17 protein-coding genes are annotated in these 17,556 nt (G+C 30.3%); 6 read left to right on the top strand and 11 right to left on the bottom strand.

Features of this window, described 5'->3' with window-relative positions; genetic code table 11:
- Positions 1–103 precede the first annotated feature (103 nt).
- The 6 genes from F594_RS0106695 to F594_RS0106670 all read right to left on the bottom strand — a co-directional run bounded on the left by F594_RS0106695 (position 104) and on the right by F594_RS0106670 (position 8,578).
- Entirely contained in the window at positions 104–1,825 is a 1,722-nt protein-coding gene (locus F594_RS0106695; protein WP_019035013.1) for an ABC transporter ATP-binding protein, read from the bottom strand.
- Positions 1,822–3,570, bottom strand: coding sequence for an ABC transporter ATP-binding protein (locus F594_RS0106690; RefSeq protein WP_019035012.1), 1,749 nt, complete (start codon positions 3,568–3,570; stop codon positions 1,822–1,824). The genes F594_RS0106695 and F594_RS0106690 overlap by 4 nt, the downstream gene beginning before the upstream one ends.
- 163 nt (positions 3,571–3,733) lie before the next feature.
- Entirely contained in the window at positions 3,734–4,459 is a 726-nt protein-coding gene (gene pgeF, locus F594_RS0106685; RefSeq protein ID WP_019035011.1) for a peptidoglycan editing factor PgeF, read from the bottom strand.
- A 180-nt stretch (positions 4,460–4,639) separates the two neighbouring features.
- The gene (locus F594_RS0106680; protein WP_019035010.1) at positions 4,640–5,893 is read right to left on the bottom strand and encodes an ABC transporter permease; all 1,254 of its coding nucleotides are present in this window, start codon (positions 5,891–5,893) and stop codon (positions 4,640–4,642) included.
- The gene (locus F594_RS0106675) at positions 5,893–6,573 is read right to left on the bottom strand and encodes an ABC transporter ATP-binding protein (RefSeq protein WP_019035009.1); all 681 of its coding nucleotides are present in this window, start codon (positions 6,571–6,573) and stop codon (positions 5,893–5,895) included. The genes F594_RS0106680 and F594_RS0106675 overlap by 1 nt, the downstream gene beginning before the upstream one ends.
- Position 6,574: 1 nt before the next feature.
- Positions 6,575–8,578, bottom strand: coding sequence for an efflux RND transporter periplasmic adaptor subunit (locus F594_RS0106670; RefSeq protein ID WP_019035008.1), 2,004 nt, complete (start codon positions 8,576–8,578; stop codon positions 6,575–6,577).
- Between the two features lie 135 nt (positions 8,579–8,713).
- Here F594_RS0106670 and F594_RS0106665 point away from each other — a divergent pair, with 135 nt between their 5' ends.
- On the top strand, positions 8,714–10,009 hold the full coding sequence (locus F594_RS0106665; RefSeq protein ID WP_019035007.1) for a Na+/H+ antiporter NhaC family protein: 1,296 nt from the start codon (positions 8,714–8,716) through the stop codon (positions 10,007–10,009).
- Positions 10,010–10,063: 54 nt separating this feature from the next.
- Here F594_RS0106665 and F594_RS0106660 read toward each other — a convergent pair whose 3' ends face one another.
- On the bottom strand, positions 10,064–10,465 hold the full coding sequence (locus F594_RS0106660) for an ATP-binding protein (RefSeq protein WP_019035006.1): 402 nt from the start codon (positions 10,463–10,465) through the stop codon (positions 10,064–10,066).
- Between the two features lie 211 nt (positions 10,466–10,676).
- Between F594_RS0106660 and rd the strand changes: the two genes are divergently transcribed.
- Positions 10,677–10,841, top strand: coding sequence for a rubredoxin (gene rd, locus F594_RS0106655; RefSeq protein ID WP_009345840.1), 165 nt, complete (start codon positions 10,677–10,679; stop codon positions 10,839–10,841).
- A gap of 64 nt (positions 10,842–10,905) precedes the next feature.
- On the opposite strand, the gene F594_RS0106650 is transcribed toward rd, so the two are convergent.
- From F594_RS0106650 to F594_RS0106635, 4 genes are read right to left on the bottom strand one after another with little or no spacing between them, the layout of a single operon-like run.
- Positions 10,906–11,553 (bottom strand): ABC transporter permease, encoded by a 648-nt coding sequence (locus tag F594_RS0106650; RefSeq protein WP_009345817.1) that lies wholly within the window; start codon positions 11,551–11,553, stop codon positions 10,906–10,908.
- Positions 11,550–12,464, bottom strand: a complete 915-nt coding sequence (locus tag F594_RS0106645; RefSeq protein ID WP_009345813.1) for an osmoprotectant ABC transporter substrate-binding protein — start codon at positions 12,462–12,464, stop codon at positions 11,550–11,552. The genes F594_RS0106650 and F594_RS0106645 overlap by 4 nt, the downstream gene beginning before the upstream one ends.
- Before the next feature lie 2 nt (positions 12,465–12,466).
- Positions 12,467–13,093, bottom strand: a complete 627-nt coding sequence (locus tag F594_RS0106640; RefSeq protein ID WP_019035005.1) for an ABC transporter permease — start codon at positions 13,091–13,093, stop codon at positions 12,467–12,469.
- Positions 13,086–14,276 carry an ABC transporter ATP-binding protein gene (locus F594_RS0106635; RefSeq protein WP_009345853.1) on the bottom strand — a complete coding sequence of 397 codons (1,191 nt, stop codon included), beginning with the start codon at positions 14,274–14,276 and terminating at the stop codon, positions 13,086–13,088. Before F594_RS0106635 ends, F594_RS0106640 begins: the two co-directional genes overlap by 8 nt.
- 133 nt (positions 14,277–14,409) lie before the next feature.
- On the opposite strand from F594_RS0106635, the gene F594_RS0106630 reads away from it, so the two are divergent.
- The 4 genes from F594_RS0106630 to F594_RS0106615 all read left to right on the top strand — a co-directional run bounded on the left by F594_RS0106630 (position 14,410) and on the right by F594_RS0106615 (position 17,510).
- Positions 14,410–14,763, top strand: coding sequence for an encapsulin-associated ferritin-like protein (locus tag F594_RS0106630; protein ID WP_004825114.1), 354 nt, complete (start codon positions 14,410–14,412; stop codon positions 14,761–14,763).
- A 33-nt stretch (positions 14,764–14,796) separates the two neighbouring features.
- Entirely contained in the window at positions 14,797–15,585 is a 789-nt protein-coding gene (locus tag F594_RS0106625) for a family 1 encapsulin nanocompartment shell protein (protein ID WP_019035003.1), read from the top strand.
- An 11-nt stretch (positions 15,586–15,596) separates the two neighbouring features.
- A complete protein-coding gene (locus F594_RS09745; RefSeq protein ID WP_019035002.1) occupies positions 15,597–15,764 on the top strand; it encodes a hypothetical protein in 168 nt (55 codons plus the stop codon).
- Positions 15,765–16,169: 405 nt separating this feature from the next.
- Complete coding sequence (locus F594_RS0106615) at positions 16,170–17,510, top strand: DUF3798 domain-containing protein (protein WP_019035001.1); 1,341 nt, start codon at positions 16,170–16,172, stop codon at positions 17,508–17,510.
- The last annotated feature ends 46 nt before the right edge of the window (positions 17,511–17,556 follow it).

Below are 17,556 nucleotides of genomic sequence, written 5' to 3'. Positions count from 1 at the left end.
TTTATATAAGCATCTCCTGCCAAAAATATCGGTAAAAGATTTGATGCTCCAAAAATCATAAACACAACATAAGATAGCCGTGCGTTTTTTTATTTTTTTCTCCTTAATATACAAATTCCTCAGACTTTTTTGAATACTCTATCATCTTCTTATAAGTCTTTGATTTTTTTAATAACTCATCATGACTTCCTGCTGCTTCAATTTTGCCATCATTCATAACTATTATTTGATCGACTTTTTCTATGGACCTGGGTCTGTGAGAAATTATCATCACAGTTTTATCTTTAGTCAATTTATTTAAAGATTCTTGAATATATTTTTCATTTTGTACATCTAAAGATGCTGCAATTTCATCTAAAAGAATTATCTCTGCATTTTTTAAAAATGCTCTTGCTATTGAGATTCTTTGTCTTTCTCCTCCAGATAATTTTGACCCATTTTCTCCGATATTTGTGTCATAAGCTTTTGGAAGTTTGTCTACAAATTCTTGACAGTTGGCAAGCCTTGCCGCTTCTATAACTTCTTCATCACTTGCATCCATATTTCCTATTCTGATATTTTCCATTACACTTCCATCAAATAGGACTACATCTTGAAACACCATGGATATATGTTTAAATAAATCTTGGGTTCTTGATCTATTTATATCTTTATTGTCTATTGAAATTTTTCCCCTATCAATATCATATAATCTTGACACAAGTCTTAAAACTGTTGTTTTTCCACAACCTGATGGCCCTACCAATGCAGTGATCTTTCCTTGAAGAGCCTTAAAAGATATTCCATCTATTATTTTTTTATCTTCTAAATAAGAAAATTCAACATCTTCTCCTAAAATATCAAAGGAGTTAAATTCTTCTTTTTCTCCCTCTTGCACTTTTTCTGTCCTTAATGCTTTAATCTTTTCAATTGGACCATCAATATACATCAGTTCAGCATAATATTGGTTAAAAGCTGCTACGCCATCAATCATTCTTGCCGCAGCAAAAAGATAAGCAGCAAAATAAAGTATATTTATATTTCCTTTATTTAATTCTATTAAACCTATTAATATTACAAGCCCTAAAGAAAGATTTGCTACTACATCAGCTATTGAAACAGGTATAACTTGACCAAGTTCTGTTAAAATATGTCCTTTTTCTAATTTTTTTACGAAATCAGTGGCATAATCTCCCTTATCCTTAGTTAAATTATAAGATTTAATTTCTGTTGAAAGATCTATCAGTTCTTGAAATATTTTTGAAGACTTTCTTTTTTCTATATAATATTTTTTCGTTGCAGATACTTGAATTTTTTTGGACAAAAAATTAAATACCATTGAAAGAAGAACAGGGATAATAATTGCAAGTCCCAACTTTATATTTCCAATTAAAAGCATGGCTCCAATGATTATAAAGTTAAAAATAAAACCGAAAAAACCTGGCACAGCATGGGACAGTGAATGTTCCACAGCCTCAACATCTTTCATTATTGTTTGGGATAGATCAGTTAAATCTGTCCTTGAATAAAAAGATAAGGGCAAATTTTTTATTATTTGTGCAATTTCAATCCTAAGGTTTGCTGATTCTTTATAAGTTTCATTATAGGTAGTAATGTAGTCTTTATTAATTACAAACGCCATAAAAATACCTATTACAATAAATAAAATACCGGCAATTTTTATATCAAAATTTCCAAAACCAAGCAGTCCATTTAAAACATACATCAGAAGAATAATTGGCATCATAAAGGATAGACTTTTTAATGTGGAATAGATAATAGCAACAACTGTTCCTTTTGCTCCCTTGTCTGTAAGAGCGTATCTATTTTTCAAATAATTTTTCATTCATTTACCCTCCATTCGTTAGCAGATTCATAAAGATTTACGTATTTCTTATAAGATCCGCAAACTTTCATAAGTTTTTCATGACTTCCTCTTTCTATCACTCTGCCATCCTCTACTACAAGAATTTCATCAACTCCACGAATAGAAGAAAGTCTGTGTGCTATCATAATGACAGTCCTATTTTTAATTAAATCTTTAAAGGCTCTTTGTAATTCATATTCATTTTCCGGATCAGCAGCTGCTGAAGCTTCATCAAGAATAATAATTTTTGGATTTTTTAAGAATACCCTAGCAATAGAGATCCTTTGAATTTCTCCTCCTGAGAGATTAATTCCTTCTGAACCAATAACAGCATCATATCCATCCTTAAACTTTCCAATAAATTCGTTGCACCTTGCTAACTTGAGAGCCTCAATTACTTGAGCCTTACTTGCATCTTTTTTTGCAAGTTTCACATTTTCATAAATTGAAATATCTGCAAATAATTTAGGGTTTTGAAAAACTATGCCAATATTATCCATGAGAAAGTTTTTATCATAGTTCTGTATTTTTTCTCCACCTATTAATATTTGTCCCTTATCAACTGGATAAAGTCCAGATATTAATTTTCCTATGGTAGATTTACCTGAGCCAGATGCTCCGACAAGGGCATAAACTTTATTTTCTTCAAGTTTAAGAGAAAAATCTGATAAAATTTTAGTATTTTTATCATAAGAAAAGTCCACATTTTTAAATTCTATAAAATGATTTTTCATTTCCTTTAAGCTTCCAAAATCTATAGATTTTTCTTCCATTTCAGTAAATAAATTTTCTAAATTGTCTACTGCTGAATTTGCTTGATATATATACATGAAAACATACATTATCTTCATCATATTAGAGAAAAATATTCCCATAAATAAAGTGAAGAATAAAACCTTAATAGACCAAAGTCTCGGATCTGCTCCTCCAGCAACTTTAAAGGCAGCTAAAAAAATCGGTAAAACTATAAAGATATTTAAAAGCCATTGAAAACTTACATAGGAAATCCTGCAAGACATAGAGTATGCATAAACCATATCCCTGTAGCCGATAATATTTTCATAAAGACTTCTGAAGCCAACTATGGGTGCATTGAAAATTTTTACAACAGGCATCCCACGCACATACTCAACTGCACCTGCATTTAGTTCATCACCTTTTTTCATATAAGCATCCATAAATTCCATATTTCCCACCATTTTTGTAAATAAGAAAAAAGATAATCCAACAATAACTAGAAAGAAAATACCTAGAGAAATATCTAAGTAAAAGGCAAGGATAGCCATAAAAATTGGAGTGATTAAAGCTGCAGTTTGGTCCGGTATCAAATGGGCAACAATCATATGAGTTTGTTCCACATTGTTATCAATAATTTTTCTGACTTCACCAGACTTGTGTGTGTCATAAAAACTCTGTGATGCTTTTAAGAGATTTTTTATACCTTTTTCTCTAAGCCTTGTTTCTAACCTAAATCCAGCCAAATGACTCATCCAAAGTCCTAAGAAATAAATAAGTCCATGACAAATAAATAAAATTAAAATCACAACTGCTCTTTTTTTTGCATCACTTATTGTAGTGCCAATAAATACATCTCTTAATAGGGTCCATATCAGATAATATGCAAAAAATAGCATACACGTTCCTATAAGTGTAAATAAAACAGCCAAAATGCCTTGTATTTTTTTCTCAGGCATATATGCAAATAGCTTCCTGTATAATTTCAAAATAAACCTCCTTATAAATGATATTATTTATCGTTAATATTATAAGATAAATTTTTTATATCTACATAGCAAAAATAACTTTATATTCAAAAATTATTCAAATAAAAAAACAAGGAGTATTTTCCCCTTGCCTTTTAAATTTAAAACTATTCCAATATTATTTTTATTTTTTCATCATAACAAACATAGAATTTAGACCATAATTTTCCTTATCACGTCTAGCAGAATGTAGGCTTTCTGTCAAAAAAGTAGACTTTTGAGAAATCTTAATATTTTCTCTAATAAGACCTTGTTCAGTTAATAGGTCCAAATTAGCAGAAATTAAAGACAAATAAAACTTTTCATTCCTATATTTAAAGAAACTGTCCCTATTTTTAAAAGATTTAAAAGCATCATATACTTCTTCTCCAACCTCATAATTTTCTTGGTCAATTGTCGGTCCAATAAAACCTATTATGCTTTCTCTTTGACAAGAAAAATCTTTTTCCATCTTTATTAAAGTTTTTTCAACAATTTTTTTGCTTGATCCTCTCCAGCCTGAATGAATAATAGAAAGTACTTTTTTAGACTTATCATATAATACAACAGGAGTACAGTCTGCAAATTTTATTAAAAGCCCTATATTCTTTTTATCAGTAATTAGTGCATCTGTATTATCAAAATATTTACCATAAAAATAATCATCACCATTTTCCCCTGAGGCATAGCAAATATTATCGGTGTGCATCTGTCTACATGAGTATATTTCATAAGGATTAATTTTTAATTTTTTTATAATATCTTGTGCATAAGATTTAACTTTATTTCCTTCTTTTTGAGTTCTAAAAGACATTTCCTTTCCTGAAATATAATTTATAACTCCATTTTTTTCAAGAAAATCGGAATTCATTTAATCATCACTTCTTCCAATAGTAATTTATAAATTTAATAATTTTTATATTATTTGAGCTTGAATTTTATATACCCAATATTTATTTAATTTTATTGATTTTTTAAATTGATAAATAAAAAAATTGCATGGAAATTAATTATCTTAAAATCCATACAATATTTTAATTTTTATCATAAATTATTCATATCTTAAAGCTTCTATAGGATCAAGCTTTGCGGCTTTATTTGCAGGATAATATCCGAAGAAAATTCCAATAAGCATTGAAAAACCAACTGCAACAACAACTGATGTTATAGATGGCAAGGACCTCATCTTGAGTAAAGATGAGCCTATAATGCCCAAGACTCCACCTAAAAATATACCAAAAATTCCACCAACTATACAAATTATTACAGATTCTGTAATAAATTGAAATCTTATATCATTTCTTGTGGCTCCAAGGGCTTTTCTTATTCCTATTTCTCTTGTTCTTTCTGTCACAGAAACAAGTAAAATATTCATAACTCCAATACCGCCTACAAGTAATGATATAGCAGCAATAGCTGATATGGCAATCTGTAAAGAATCCATTGTTGATGTCATCTGTTTCATTTGAGATACGGCAGAATTTGTGTCTATTTTTACCCTATCATTTTTAGAAAAATATTTATTTTTTAAATAGGTACTCACACTTTGACAATCTTCCTCTACATTATCAGAATTTTGTAAAACAAAGGCTGCATAAGAAAAATAATCACTCACCCAACCATTTATTTCTCTCTCACCCACATTATAAGGAATATAAATCTTTGAAGTATCTCCAGAACCTCCAAAAACTCCGACTTCTATCTTTTCCCACTTGTAAACTCCTACAACTGTCAAAACTAATAACTTATCTGCTTTTTTAACTTTTATTTCAGAACCTAAAGCACTTTGTATATCTCCATTAAAAATTTTATCTACAACTTTATCAGAAATTACAGCCACATATTTTGACCTCGTATTATCTTCATCAGTTAAAAATCTTCCACCAATCATATCTATTTTTTGAATATATTGACTTCCGCTTGTTGTAGAATTTATATCTACATTTATGGATTTATCTCCCTGATTTATTTTGCCTGAACCACCTGCACCATATATAGAGTAATCTTTGACAATATCTGATAAATTTTCTTTTAAGTCTTTTAACATATCTACCGATAATCCATCTTCATATCTAATATCTTCCCAAGAATATTTGGGTTCATCAGGAACTATAGAAATCTCAACAGCAGTATTTCCTATAGAATCAAATGCTTTATTGACAGATTTTGTCATGGCATGACCAATTGTAGTTATACCTATAACTGAACCTATACCAATAATTATTCCAAGCATGGTTAGAAAAGACCTCATTTTATTGGCACGCAAGCCTTCTAAAGAAAGTCTTAAAGTTTCAAAAAAATCCATTATGCTTCCTCCAACATTCCGTCTTTCATCCTATAAATTCTGTCGGCTTCCTCGGCAAGTTCCAAGTTATGCGTTATTACAACTATAGTTCTTTTTTCCTCTTCATTTAGTTTGTGAAATAAATCCATAACCTGTCTACCCGTTTCAGAATCTAAGGCACCTGTAGGTTCATCTGCAAGAATAATATCCGGATCATTTGCCATGGCTCTAGCTATAGCTACTCTTTGCTTCTGTCCTCCTGAAAGTTCTGATGGTGCATGACTCATTCTCTCTTTCATATCCACAGCTTCCAAAAGTATTTTCGCTCTTTCTTCTCTTTCTTTTCTAGAAACTTTAGCATAAAGCATGGGGAGTTCTACATTTTTAAGGGCATTTGATCTTGGAATCAGATTGAAATTTTGAAATACAAAACCAATTTTCTTTGATCTATATGAAGAAAGCTCTACATCATTTAATGATTTTATATCCACACCATTTAGGGAATATATGCCAGTGGTCTGCCTATCTAAAAGACCTATTATATTCATTAAAGTAGATTTTCCTGAACCAGATTGACCGACTATTGATACAAATTCCCCAGCATTTACTTGTAAATTTATGCCATGAAGAATTTCAAGCTCATTTTCTTTGCCTATATTGAAAGATTTTTTAATTTCTTTCATTTCAATAAGTTTAGTCATCCTATTCTCCATTTTTATTTTCTAAATTTTCTTTATTTTCTTCTTCGTTTTCAGCCTTCTCTGATATATTAATTATTTGTCCCTCTCCATATCCTTGAGTATTAGAAAGAACTTTCATATCCCTTTTTAAGTCCTTGCCTTTTATTGCAGTTTCAAAGTCATTTTCAAGTCCTTTTTTTACCTCTACATTTGCAATCTTGTAGGTGTTATTTCCATCTTTTTTTAATGCCAAAACATAATCTCTTCCATCTCTATTAAAAATTGCAGTCGTAGGAACATGGTAGGTATCTTCTTCTTCAGATAAAATATATTTAACCCTTAAACTCATGCCTGGCGATAATTTTTCTGAGTCTTCTTTTGAAATATCAATTTCTGTTTTGTAATTAACATCTTTTGATTGACTGTTGGGGTCTAAATCTTCAGGAGTTGGATTGATAAAACTTACCCTTCCTTCAAATTCTTCATCAGAAAGAGCATCCGATGTAATGATTACTTTTGTCCCTATTTTTACATCTTTAACATTATATTCTTTAATAAGGGATTCTATTTTTAATTTGTTTACTGTTTCAATTCTTGCTATGGCTGATTTTGGCACTTCTCCCTCTTTTGCATCAATTTTTGTAATTGTTCCATCTTTTAAGGCCCTAATTTTAGTCTTTTCAAGTTCTTCATTCAAGTATTTAAGTTCCACTTCATCTAAATTGTTAGAGTTTGCATTTGCAGAATTTAGTGCATCTCTTAACATGGAAATTTCATTGTCTGCTGATGTTTGTGCAGATTTTAATGAAACAAGAGCTGCCTTATAGGAATTTTCTGCAGTATCCATGGCAAGTTTATAAGTTTTTAGCTGATCATCACGTGCTTGAGAAGCCTTTATTGATTTATCAGCATCTGATTTTAAGTCATCATGAGCTTTTTCTATATCAATTGACATTTGGTCAAGATTTTTTCTTTGACTATCAATTTCTTTATCAAGAGCATCGGCTTCTGATGTATATTTTTCCTTTTGAGATTTTGCACTAGCAAGTTCATCAGATAATTTAGAAAGTTCTATTTTTATTTCTTCTTGGTATCTAGTTAAACTATTTAATTCCTGCCTTTTTGATATAATATCATCTTCTAATTTTTTTGCTTCGTTTTTGTTAACATCGCTACCTTGTTGCTTATTAGATTGACCTTTACTTCCAATATCAGATATGTCATTTTGAACATCACTCATTCTTATGCCTATATCAGTAGATTTTCTTGTCAAATCATCAATCCTACTTTGAATAGCATCAATTCTACTGTTACAATCTTGTGCCAGAACTCTATTTTCACTTGATTTCTTTTTGTTATCTGAAAAATCGTTAATAAGTTGATTGTACTTTAATTGAGAACTCTTTTCCCCATAGGCTAAATTTTCTCTGGAATTTTTTTCTCCAATAATTTCTGGATTATATTGCTTTTCCAAAGAATTTTTATAATCTTCATAGGTTTTTTGTGCGCTTTTATAAGCATCAAGACTTTGTTCAACACTTGCTTTTGCTGCTACAATTCCTGCATTTGTTCCATTAGATCTGTTTTCTACAGCTTCATCTAATCTTTTTTTAGCTGCGGCTATACCTGCTCCTACAGTTTTATTATTAGCTCTTGCAGAAGCTTTTTTCTTTGCAATTTCTTCATCTATAACACTTGAATCTAGAGTTGCAATTATATCTCCCTCTTTAACCTCATCGCCAACTTTAACATTAATTGAACTTACAGGTGATTCTTTTTCCGCAAAAATATCAGTGCTTGTTGAAGAAACAACTTTTCCATTTTCATTTATTGAATTAACCACGTCACCTTTTTTCAGGATAATAACTTGGTTTGAAGAAATTTCTGTTCCTTTTTTCTTTAAAAACATTCCCTTAACCATAGATGCCATCAAAAATACTAAGGCTAATACAAGAATTATTAGAAGAAATTTGTGTGCCCACAAAAATTTTCCTATTGACCTAAAAAAATTCTTAACTTTTATCATACAATCTCCTTTATGCTTTATTTTGTCTAAATTTTATTATACAATAATTTCAACAAGCTTTTGTGAAATTATAATATATAATTATTAAATTATTCTTAAATTAATTTTAATTTTTGATTAATTATGGGGGAAATTATGCTTGAAAACTTTGTACTTTTACTTTTTATTATTGTCTTAATAGGTTCAATTGTTTTAAAAATATCTTTAGTTTTAGCCTTGCTGGCAAATTTAATAATTTTTATAATTTACTGTTTGATTAAAGGTCATAAATTAAAAGAATCTTTAAACTTTGTTTATCAAGGATTTTCAACATGCAAACTTATGCTTTTTATTTTTTTACTTATAGGTATGATTACTGGAACTTGGAGAGCCTGTGGCACAATTTCTTACATAATTTATAATGCAGTAAAAATAATTTCTCCCAAGTATTTTTATGTTGGCATTTTCCTATTTAATGCAACAGTTTCCCTATTAACTGGTTCAAGTTTTGGAACATCTTCCACCGCTGGTATAATATCTATGACTCTTTCCTATGCCATTAATATGAATCCCTATTTCAGTGCTGGTGCTATAATTTCAGGTTGCTTTGTCGGTGATAGAACCTCACCAATGTCAACATCTGCTCTATTAATAGCTACAATTACAAAAACAGATTTTTATAATAATATAAAAAATATGATAAAAACCTCGATAATTCCTATAATTTTAACTATAACAACTTTTCAAATTTTAAATTTGAACAGCTTAGGAACCATTCATAATGTTGATTTATCTTCAATTAAGAGTGATTTCAATTTTAACATTATCTTAGCTATTCCAGCTATATTAATAATTATTTTAGCAATGTTTAAAGTTCCATTAAAATATAATATGGGATTATCTATAATAATTGCAATTTCTCTTGCATATTTTTTCCAAAATATGTCCTTAAACCAAATTCTTAGAAGTACTCTATTGGGGTATGTAAATGAAAATGCAGATAAATCAATAAATGGTGGTGGAGTAATATCCATGGCTAAAGCTATCTTAATAGTTGGCATATCTTCTGGTTATTTCGGTATATTCAAAAATACTGACCTATTAAAAAGTATCAAATTGACAGTAAACAGTCTATATAAAAAATTCCCACAACTTTTTGTAATGGAAATCTTGTCAATAATTATTGCGTGTTTTTCTTCAAATCAAACCCTTTCTATTATGCTAACCTATGAAATGAGTAGAGAAAACATAGAAGACAAAGAAAAACTTGCCCTTAATTTGTCAAATTCAGCCTTACTTAATTCTATGTTTATACCTTGGAATATATCAGGTAGAATTCCTATAGACACAATATCAGCACCTATTGGAGGTATATATTTTTCTTTTTATAACATTTATATGATCCTTGTAAATACCCTAGCTGATATTTGGGCAAATAAAAAACACCATTAATTAGGTGTCTTTAAAAAATTATGAAACTCGATTAAAGATATATAAAAAGGAGAATTATAAATTTTTTATAGCTATTACCTCATTGTCATGAAGGATAAGCTCATCAGTCAAGGCTTCAACGATAAATAAACCCCTTCCGTTGAAGTCCCACGATTTGCAGTCATCTCTTAAAGATTCATAGTCTATGCCCTCTCCTTCATCTTTAACAATTATCATAAGACTTTTTTTATCCATGACCATTTTTAAACGAACTTTTTTGGAACAATCTTTACAATTTCCGTGCATTGCTCCGTTAACTACCAACTCATTTAGAATTAATTTTATGTCAAATATTGCATCCCTGTCATCAATAAAACTTTCTAATTCGCTAACAGCTCCCTTTACGAAGGGCTCTATAGAGAATAAATCGCTAGTAACAGAATCGTCAAATCTATATATAACATTCATGTTATTCATCTCAATCATCCTTAATCTTTAATCGTAAAATATTTACCCCACTTTCAAATTGTTAAACTTTGTATAAAAATTTTTTTGCACAATTTTAAGATAAGTTTTTTTAAATTTTTTTTAATTTATTCTATTTTTTTTATTTTAATGGGTATAAACCATATAATTAGAAATGGAATTATTGAATTTTTCTAATTATTAATATTGAAAGGAGAATAATATGAAAAAATACGAATGCACAATGTGTGGATATATTTACGATCCAGAAGTTGGCGACGAAGACGGTGGAATTGAACCAGGGGTAGCTTTTGAAAATTTACCAGAAGATTGGGTGTGTCCTCTTTGTGGAGCTGAAAAATCAGATTTTGAACCTGTTGAAGAATAATAATATTAAAAGGTAGTGTTACTAAATTGAATAGATTTATCTATTCAGTAACACTCCTTTTTTATTAACTAACTTTTTTAACAGATTTTGGCATTAATTTGTTTTCTATAATCCCTAAAACAAAATCACTGACAACTGCCATTAAAGCTGTAGGAACAGCTCCTGCAATTATAATCGCTCCTCCATTTGCAACATTTATTCCTCTTGAAATAATATCTCCAAGACCTCCTGCTCCAATAAATGTTCCAACAGCTGTAACTCCTATTGCGAGAACAAGAGCGTTTCTAATACCTCCCATAATAATTGCCATAGATAATGGTATTTCTACTTTTAAAATTCTTTGTCCTGATGTCATTCCCATTCCCTTGGCTGCATCAATATATTTTTCGGGTATAGACGTTATGCCTACAACAGTATTTTTTAAAATGGGCAAAATTGCATAGAGAAAAACTGCAAACACTACGGTATTAGGGCCTGTCCCAATTGCAAACATTAATATTGCAAGCATTGCCAATGATGGTATTGTTTCTAAAATGTTTGCTACCCCTATTAAAAAATCGGATAATTTCACTTTCCTGGCAATAATAAATCCCAAGGGTATTGACAAGATTGAGGCAAACAAAACTCCATAAAAAGAAATTAAAAAATGCCTTATGAACTGTTCAAATATATAGGAAGAGTTTTGTAAATAATAAATTAAAAAATTTTTCATTTCTTATCCTCCTCAAAATAATTATGCTCTTCTAAAAATTTTTTCGCCAAGGTTTCCGGTTCAACTAAATCTTCATCACTTATCCTATTTAATTTTTGCATAGTTTCAGAATCTATAGAATTTTCAAGTTTTAAAAGTATTCTATCGAGCTCTTTGTGTTTTTCTAAAATTTTAATTGTGGCTACAGGTGAGCAATCATATGGTGGAAACAGCCTTTTGTCATCTTCTAATAAAATAAGTCCATAGGTATTTATCCTTCCATCTGTTGAATAACCCAAAACTACATCCATCTCATTTTCAGCCAAAGCTGTATATACCAAACTTATTTCCATGGGATAGAGCTTATTAAAGGAAAAACCGTAAATTTCTTGAAATCCCTTATATCCATCCCCAGGTCTGTTAATCCAACCTGTATCTACACCTACTTTTATTTGGTCTTTTATTTTTTCAAGATCCGAAACTTTTTTTAAATCATACTTTTGTGCCAAATCTTTTTTCACCATAAAAGCATAAGTATTTGCAAATCCAAAAGATGGATACCACTTCCTATTATATCTTTTTAAATATTCCACTTGCACAGTCTTTAGTGCTTTTTCCGGATCTTTGATAGGCTTCATTCCAAGTTCTCCAGTTAGGGATGTTCCTGTATACATTCCTCCGCTCACATTGAGATCCCCTTTAATCATGGCTACATTTATTAAAGTTGTTGATCCGAGGTTGGATATAATTCCTACATTTAAGTCTGTATAGTGTCTTATCATCTGTGCAACAATATTTCCTAAGATTTGCCTTTCAGTTGTTGATCCTGTTGCTACAATTACATCATTATTTGTATCCATACCAATTCCCGGTAAGCTGCATGATGTTAGAAAAATTAATACAAGACCCAATAATTTTCTAAGCTTTTTCATTGTTATGATCTCCTTAAGGGTGAGATTTTATTTTCAAGTTTTCTCAACAAAAAATCCGCCAATATTGCAAGTAGGGTTACAGGTATGGTCCCCCATACTACCATTGGCATTATTGCATTGTTTAAGCCGTTAAAAATAAAATCTCCCATACCGCCCCCGCCTATATATGAGGCAAGAGTAGCCCATGATAAAACATATACTGCAGATAGCCTTATTCCACTCATAATTACAGGCATAGCCATAGGTAATTGAACTTTAAATAATAACTGACTCTTAGTCATTCCCATGCCAAGAGCTGCATCTATTAAATTAGAATCTACCGCCTCAATGCCCAGATAAGTATTTCTCATAATTGGTAATAGTGAATATATAAATAAGGCACATATGGCAGGTTTTTTCCCAACTCCAAAAATTGGTATCATTATTGCCAAAAGGGCAAAAGATGGTACTGTTTGCAAAACTGAAGCAAGTGCCATAAAAATTTTAGCTATAACTTGACTTCTTATTAATAAAATCCCTATTGGAACTGCAATTAAAATCCCCAGTCCAAGTGAAATGGTTGATATATATAAATGTTCTAAAATTTTTTTATAAATCTCAAAACTGTTTTCATTAAAAAATTTAAGCATTATTATCACTTTCATCCTTTATTACTGTGGTTTTTTCATTTTCATAATCACTGATATTTTCTATTTCATTAGACCCCCAAAGATTTGTATAAATTGTATCTACAATAGTTGCACGAGTTATTAGCCCTACAAAATGATTTTCTCCATCAACAACCGGCAAATTTTTAACATCAAGTTTCCAAATTTGCCTAATTGCATCCATGATTTTAGTTTCTTTTGTGATTGACAGAGCTTTTTTCATAACCTTATATAAGGGCAAAACTCTCCTGCCTTTGCTGCCTATATCAAACATATTTAAGTAGCCACAAAGATGATTTTCACTGTCTGTAATAAACATATTGTCAACTCTTTTTTGTCTCATAAGTACCAGGGCATCATAAGTTGTCTTATCTTTAGAAATTGAAACCGGATCCTTAATCATAATGGTTTCAACTGAATTTAAAGAAGTTTTGGCTTCGTTTAACTTTTCTTCTCCTAACAGATCCCTAACATAATCATTTTTCGGATTTTTCAAAATATTTTCCGGAGTATCAAATTGTACAACTGTACCCTTGTTCATTATTACTATTTTATCCGCCAGTGTTAGGGCTTCATCCATATCATGAGAAACAAAAACAATAGTTTTCCCCATTTCTTTTTGTAATTTTTTTACAAGTTTTTGTAAGGAATCTCTGGTAATTGGATCTAAGGCACCAAATGGTTCGTCCATCAAAATAATATCTTGATTTGCTGCCAGGGCCCTTATAACTCCGATTCTTTGTTGTTGACCTCCTGAAAGTTCTCCCGGAAACTTATCTAAATATGAAAGCGGTAAATCCACTTTTTTAATTAAATCTTCTGCAATTTCTCTGTTTTTTCTTTCATCCCATTTTAATAATCTTGGAACAAGAACTATGTTATCATAAACACTCATATGCGGAAAAAGTCCTATTTGCTGAATCACATAGCCTATTTTTCTCCTTAAGCTTACGGGATTAATATCTTTGATGTTTATCCCATCAATTAGTATTTCTCCTTCAGTTAGCTCATTCATCCTATTAATCATACGCATACAAGTGGTTTTTCCGGAACCTGATAAACCAATAAAACAAATAAATTCTCCTGTGTTAAATTTTAAATTAATATCAGTTACTGCCACCTGATTGCCTGGATATATCTTCTTAACATTCCTAAATTCTATCATTTCGGTTCCTCTTTCCATCATCAATTATCACTTATAATTATAAATTAAATACCCTTCTACTCGAATTTATAAACTTCTGATTAATGATTGATTGGTCTTTTAATGGGTAGAAAAAATAAAAGGAGGTAATAATATGGCAAATGATTATCATGAACCTACAAGTGAAATGAGTCAAAAAGATAGAGATATAGTTAGAGCTATTGTTTCTTTAAAGGAAGAAATTGATGCGGTTGACTGCTATCATCAAAGAGTAGCTACAAGCTCAAATGAAGAATTAAATAGGCTTTTGCTTCACAATCAACATGAAGAAATGGAACATGCTATAATGCTTCTTGAATGGTTGAGAAGAAACCAAGATGGATGGGATGAACAAATGAGAACCTATCTTTTCACCAATAAAGATTTAACAAAAGTAGAAGAAGATGCCGAATCAGGTGAATCTTCCAAAGCTTCTTCTGATGAAGATTTAGGTATAGGAGAGCTTTAGGGGGTAGTAATAAGCTTTAGGGGGTAGTAATATATGGATATTTTAAAAAGAAGTTTTGCTCCAATTACAAAAAATACATGGGATGAAATAGATAGTGCTGCTAGAGAAGCTATTATTCCAATGCTAAGTGCTAGACGAGTTTTAGATGTAAAAGGTCCTAAAGGTTTTAAATATAGCGGTGTTCAAGACGGAAGACTTGAAATTATTTCTCAAAAAAATGACAAGGTCCAAGCAGGTATAAGAAAGGTTGTTCCACTTGTTGAACTTAGAATTCCCTTAGAACTTTTGAAATGGACTTTAGATGATGTTGAAAGAGGAGCTAAGGATGTAAATTTTGACCCTTTAGAAGAAGCTGCTCGAAACATCGCTTTGGCAGAAGAAGAAATTATATATAATGGAAATAAAAGTGCAAAAATAACTGGTCTTGTTCAAAGTGCTGGTCATAAGCTTAAAATAGGTAGTGACGCAAATGAAATTTTAAAATCAATAGGTCAAGCTATATATAAATTATATGAAAGTTCAGCTCATGCCCCTTATGATTTAATTGTATCTAAAGAGATTTATGAAAAATTAAACATTATATACCAAGGTGCAAGTTTAATTAAGGTTATTTCAAAATTAATTGGCGGAAGCATTGTAAGATCTAAAGTTTTAAAAGGTGCCTTATTAATTCCCCATAAAAATGAAGATTTTGAATTTGTACTCGGTTCTGACTTTTCAGTTGGATATGAAGGAGATTGTGGGGAAAGTGTAAGAATATTTATCACAGAATCTTTCACTTTCAGAGTATTAAATGCTGATAAAATTGTATATTTTTCATAAGGAGAAATAAAATGGATAAGAATTTATGTAAAATTAAAAAAAATGCAAGTAAGAAACTTGATGATATCACACATTTTTCAATATTTGAAAAAATTGCAATTTTCATCTCCATAGCTGCTTTAATAATAAAAATTTTCGATTTGGTTGATGGAGTGTTAGACTTAATTAATAGAAATTAAAAATATAGGCGGATTCAATTCCGCCTTATTTTTTTTGCCCTTAATTATGATATAATCAATATAGTACAGGAACTACATTTAAAATAAAAAATTTCATTTTCTAATTAAAAATCTTTTATTTTTAAAGTAATTTTCTATAAATAACTACAATATAAATCAATTATAATAAATTAGAAATAGAATTATCTTAAAAAAGAATTTGATATTTTCATAAAAATTTTAAAAGATATGACTAAGTTAAAAAAAGAAAATTATTACAGAAAATATATTATATGGTGAATTTATAAAATAAAAAACTTCTTTCTTTAGTTTGATAGTATTTTATTGACATAAACTCTATATTGTGTTAAACTGGTATAAATATTTATTTTTAATAATGTTTAATTCAATTTAAGAGGTGTAATTATGAAAAAGAAATTTGTTCGATTTTTAACTGTTCTTTTGTTAATGGTCCTTGGACTAAGTATGGGAGCATGTTCTAAGGTTGAAAACACATCTTCTTCCAATGGAAAAGATGCAGAAGCAAAAGAAACAGAAGAAATCAAAGATTTGCCTAAGGCTGATTACAAAGTTTTAAAAGAAGGCGAACCTTACCATATCGGTGTTGTTACAGGTACAGTTTCACAATCAGAAGATGAGTTCAGAGCAGCTCAAGCAGCTATTGAAGAGTTTGGTGCTGACGTTGTAAAAAATGATACTTATCCTGACAGATTTGAAGCTGAAATAGAAACTACAATTCAAAAAATCACAGCCATGGCTGATGATCCTGATATGAAAGCAATTATTGTAAATCAATCTGTTCCAGGTACTTCAGCAGCTTTCCAAAAAATTAGAGAAAAAAGACCTGATATCATTTTAATCAACCTAACTCCTCAAGAAGATGTTATTATGGTTGAAAAAGCATCTGACCTTTGTATAGATGTTGATAATATATCAAGAGGTTATAGAATTGTTAAAGCTGCAAAAGAAGTTGGAGCTACTAAATTCGCTCATATAACTTTCCCAAGACATATGTCAATTGAAATGCTTGCTTTAAGAAGAGCTATTTTTGAAGAAGCTTGTAAGGATGAAGGACTTGAATTTATTTCATTAAATGCACCAGACCCAACAACTGATATCGGTATTCCAGGAGCACAACAATATGTAGCTGAAAATATTCAAAGCTGGATTGATAAATACGGAAAAGATACTTGTTTCTTCTGTACTAATGATGCTCATACTGAACCTATATTAAGAGGAGTTGCACAAGGTGGAGCAATATTTATTGAACCTGATTTACCTTCTCCAATAATGGGTTATCCTAATGCTTTCTCTGTAGATTTAAGCGATATTGCAGGAAATTGGCAAGCAATAAATAAAAGAGTTGAAGAAGCTGTTGTTAAAGCTGGCGGCGGCGGAAGAATGGGTTCTTGGGCTTACTCACTAGGATATACAGAAGTTAGAGGAGCCGTTGACCACGTTATTAAAGTTCTTCACGGTCAAGCTGAACTTACAAATGTTGAAGATATTAAGGCTTCACTTCACAAATATACTGAAGGTGCAAACTGGATGGCTTCAAAATTTGTAGATAGACAAAATGGTCAAGAAGTTGATAACCACGTTCTTATTTCTCAAGATACTTACCTATATGGTAAAGGATACATGGGAATGGACAAAGTTCAAGTTCCTGAAAAGTATAAGAATCTAAATGTTGACTTAGAAGCTATTGAAAAATCTCAAGAACAAGCTGAAGGTCAAGCAGAATAAAAAAAGGCCAAAACCAACGGCTAAGGTCGTTGGTTTTTTTTAATAA

The organism is Peptoniphilus lacrimalis DSM 7455 (assembly GCF_000378725.1).
In the GTDB taxonomy this organism is placed as follows: Bacteria; Bacillota; Clostridia; order Tissierellales; family Peptoniphilaceae; genus Peptoniphilus_A; species Peptoniphilus_A lacrimalis.
The sequence above is the reverse complement of the archived record's forward strand: the minus strand, read 5'-3'. Positions and strand labels throughout refer to the sequence as shown.